The 3,881-nt window shown below is 61.3% G+C and carries 3 protein-coding genes; 2 read left to right on the top strand and 1 reads right to left on the bottom strand.

Going from position 1 to position 3,881, the window contains the following annotated elements:
- Window positions 1-40: 40 nt before the first annotated feature.
- Complete coding sequence (parC, locus tag EOC06_RS34210; protein ID WP_128309888.1) at window positions 41-2,293, bottom strand: DNA topoisomerase IV subunit A; 2,253 nt, start codon at window positions 2,291-2,293, stop codon at window positions 41-43.
- Between parC and EOC06_RS40455 the strand changes: the two genes are divergently transcribed.
- Together EOC06_RS40455 and EOC06_RS34215 are read left to right on the top strand one after the other, a co-directional pair.
- Window positions 2,249-2,518 (top strand): hypothetical protein, encoded by a 270-nt coding sequence (locus EOC06_RS40455; protein WP_127258120.1) that lies wholly within the window; start codon window positions 2,249-2,251, stop codon window positions 2,516-2,518. The two genes, parC and EOC06_RS40455, sit on opposite strands and share 45 nt — an antisense overlap.
- Before the next feature lie 103 nt (window positions 2,519-2,621).
- Window positions 2,622-3,812, top strand: coding sequence for a hypothetical protein (locus tag EOC06_RS34215; protein WP_128309889.1), 1,191 nt, complete (start codon window positions 2,622-2,624; stop codon window positions 3,810-3,812).
- The last annotated feature ends 69 nt before the right edge of the window (window positions 3,813-3,881 follow it).

Below are 3,881 nucleotides of genomic sequence, written 5' to 3' on the forward strand. Positions count from 1 at the left end.
TTTGGCGACATCTCCCCCTCAAGGGGGGAGATTAGCAGCGCTACCCAAATTTCCCCGTCCTCGGGAATCCCTTTGGCACCATCCGTCCGGCCGACGCGCGGGCACCGATCCACTCGGCCAGTTCCTCGCGCGACCTTGTGAAGGTGCGGTCGGCCGAATCCTGCCAGGAGAGGCCGGTCTCCAGCGTGAACGGCTTGAGATCGAGAAGGCCGCCATCCTTGTATTTCTGCAGTCGCACGCCCTTGCCGCGGCCCATCTCCGGAATCTCGGCGAGCGCGAACACCAGCATCTTGCGATTCTCGCCGACGATGGTGAGATGGTCGCCGGTGATCGGGATGCAGCGCTTGGCTTCGTCCGGCGCCTTGACGTTCATCACCTGCTTGCCCTTGCGGGTGTTGGCGACGACCTCCTCCTCCGGCACGATGAAACCGTTGGCGTCGTGCGAGGCCAGCAGCAGCTTGCGCTTCGGGTCGTGGACGAAGGCGGTGACGATGTCCTGATCATTGTCCATATCGACGATGATGCGGATCGGCTCGCCATGGCCTCGCCCGCCAGGCAGCCGGTCGGCGCCGATGGTGTAGAATTTGCCGCCGGTGGTGAAGACCAGCACCTTGTCGGTGGTCTGGGCATGGAAGGCGAGCTTGAGGCTGTCGCCCTCCTTGAAGGTCAGCGTCGAGAGATCGGCCAGATGCCCCTTCATCGCCCGCAGCCAGCCCTTTTCCGACACGACGACGGTGACCGGCTCGCGCTCGATCATGGCGTGGGCGATGTCGGTCAGATCATGCTCGGGCGCGTCGGCGAACTGGGTGCGACGCTTGCCGAGTTCGGTCTCCGGACCGAACTTGTCGCGGATATTGGTGACTTCGCATTTGATCGTCGCCCACTGCTTCTCGTTTGAAGCAAGCAGTGCCTCGATCTGCTTCTTCTCCGCGCTCAGGCCGTCGAATTCCTTGCGGATCTCGAATTCTTCAAGCTTGCGCAAAGCGCGCAGCCGCATGTTGAGGATGGCTTCGGCCTGGGTGTCGGTGAGCGACCAGCGGGCCATCATCACCTGCTTTGGCTCATCCTCCTCGCGGATGATCCTGATCACCTCGTCGATGTTGAGGTAGGCGATCAGGTAGCCGGCAAGTATCTCCAGCCGTCTTTCGATCTCGCCAAGCCGATGTTTCGAGCGGCGGATCAAAACCTCGCGGCGATGCTCGAGCCACTCCTGCAGTACGCCCTTCAGCGACAGCACGTTGGGCACCTTGCCGCGCGACAGGACGTTCATGTTGAGCGGGAAGCGGCTTTCGAGCTCGGTCAGCTTGAACAACGATTCCATCAAGATGCCGGGATCGACCGAACGGCTCTTCGGCACCAGCACGACGCGGACGTCCTCGGCGCTTTCGTCCCTGATGTCCTCGAGCAGCGGCAGCTTGCGTGCCATCAGCAGTTCGGCGATCTTCTCGATCAGCCGCGCCTTCTGCACGCCGTAGGGGATTTCGGAGACGACGATGCTCCAGGTGCCCCTGCCCTGGTCCTCCTGGAACCACTTCGAGCGCACGCGAAAGCCACCGCGGCCGGTTTCATAGGCTTCGAGGATCGAGGCGCGGCTGTCGACGATGATGCCGCCGGTCGGGAAATCCGGCCCCTGGACAAACTCCATCAGCTTCGCCACCGGCGCGTCCCGGTTTTCGATCAGGTGAAGTGCGGCATCGCAAAGCTCGGCGGCGTTGTGGGGCGGGATCGATGTCGCCATGCCCACCGCGATGCCGGACGAGCCGTTGGCCAGCAGATTCGGAAAGGCGCCGGGCAAAACCACCGGCTCCTCGTCTTCTTCATTGTAGGTCGGCCGATAATCGACGGCATCCTCGGTGATGCCGGACAAGAGTTCGGTCGCCACATCGGTCATGCGCGCTTCGGTGTAGCGCATGGCGGCGGCGTTATCGCCGTCGATGTTGCCGAAATTGCCCTGCCCGTCGACCAGCGGATAGCGCATCGAGAAATCCTGCGCCAACCGCACCAGCGCGTCATAGATCGACTGGTCGCCATGCGGGTGGAACTTGCCCATCACCTCGCCGACGATGCGGGCGCATTTGGCAAAGCCCTGGTCGGGGTTAAGCCGCAGCAGACGCATGGCGTGCATGATGCGGCGATGGACCGGCTTCAGTCCGTCGCGCACATCGGGCAGTGCCCGGTGCATGATGGTCGACAGCGCATAAGCCAGATAGCGCTCTTCCAGCGCCTTCTTCAGATCGACCGGTTCGATATGATCGCCACCGCCATTTTCAGGCGGCAAAAGCCTTTTTCCCATGGGCTCGGACTAGCTGAGCGGGTGATTCGCGGCAAGAGCCCGACAGAGATACCGGCCCTTCTGCAACACGAAACCGCACCCCGGGGGATGTCGGCCAACATCAGCCTGTTACATGCGGGTTCTATGGCCAAGCGCGACGATATCCGGCTATCGGCTCTTCATGACAAATTCACCGGTTTGCGCAAAGACGGTGGGATCGGGTTTGCCTTTCATCGCGATTTTTGACCAATGTGCCGGGACACGCCTTTTTCCGGTCCAGTTCGTCACGGAATGGTGATGGCGCAAATAATTGAAAAAACAATTTCAGGACACTCTCAGGGACCTTGCGATGACAATCAAACGCTCAACTCTTAGGAAATTGGCCCTTTCGACCTTCTTGCTCACGCTGCCGCTGAATGCGGCCCTCGCACAGGATACGGCAGTGGCCGACCGGCTGAAGGCCGCGCTTGTCGCACAAGGTGTCGACATCACCTGGACCGGCGTGACCGGCGACAACACCAGCATGGTGCTGCAGGGCGTTGCCATCAAACCGGCGGCGGAGAAGGAAGCGCTTCCCATCGGCGACGTCAAACTCGAAGGTGTGACCGAGGCAAATGGCGGCTATGACATCGCCACCGTATCGACGGCTGCCTTCACACACAGCAAGGACGGCGTCACCCTCGACCTCAGCCCCTTCGTCATTCATGACATGACAGTTCCGGCCGACGGCGCCACCGGCCCGCTCGGCTCGCTGATGATGTACAAGTCAGCCGAACTCTCGAACATGACCGTCAAGGTCGCCGACAAGACCGCCTTCTCGATGGATGGACTTGCCATCGAGATCACGCCGCCGGCGGACGGCAAGGCGATGGAATTCACCGCCACCACGGAGAAATTCAACGCCGACCTGACGTTGGTGGACGATCCCAAGTCCAAGGAAGTCATCAACGCGCTCGGCTACCAGAACATCGCGGGCAATCTCGAAATGGCCGGCACCTGGCAGCCCACGGACGGCAAAATGGAACTGTCGAAATACGACATCTCGGTCGAGAATGCCGGCACGCTCGGCATGACCTTCAATCTCGGCGGCTACACGCTGGACTTTATCAAGTCGCTGCAGGAAATGCAGAAGAAGATGGCGGCACAGCCTGAAGGCGCCGACAATTCGGCGCAAGGCATGGCCATGCTCGGCCTGTTGCAGCAGCTTTCGTTCAACAGCGCCTCGATCCGCTTCGACGACGATTCGCTGACCAACAAGGTTCTGGACTATGTCGGCAAACAGCAAGGCATGTCCGGCAAGGACATCGCCAACCAGGCCAAGGCGATCGTGCCGTTTGGCATGGCGCAGCTCAACAATCCGGAACTGACGGCGCAGGTTACGGCCGCGGTCAGCAAATTCCTCGATGATCCGAAGAGCCTCGAAATCTCGGCCGAGCCGCCGGCATCCGTGCCGTTCGCACTGATCATGGCGGGCGCCATGTCCAACCCGCTCGACCTACCGAAGACGCTCGGCGTCACCGTCAAGGGCAACGAAGACTGATCGAAGTAGTTTCCTTCTCCCCGTCACTATACGGGGAGAAGGTGCCGGCAGGCGGATGAGGGGCAGCGC

It is taken from the genome of Mesorhizobium sp. M7A.F.Ca.MR.362.00.0.0, assembly GCF_004023175.1.
Lineage (GTDB): Bacteria > Pseudomonadota > Alphaproteobacteria > Rhizobiales > Rhizobiaceae > Mesorhizobium.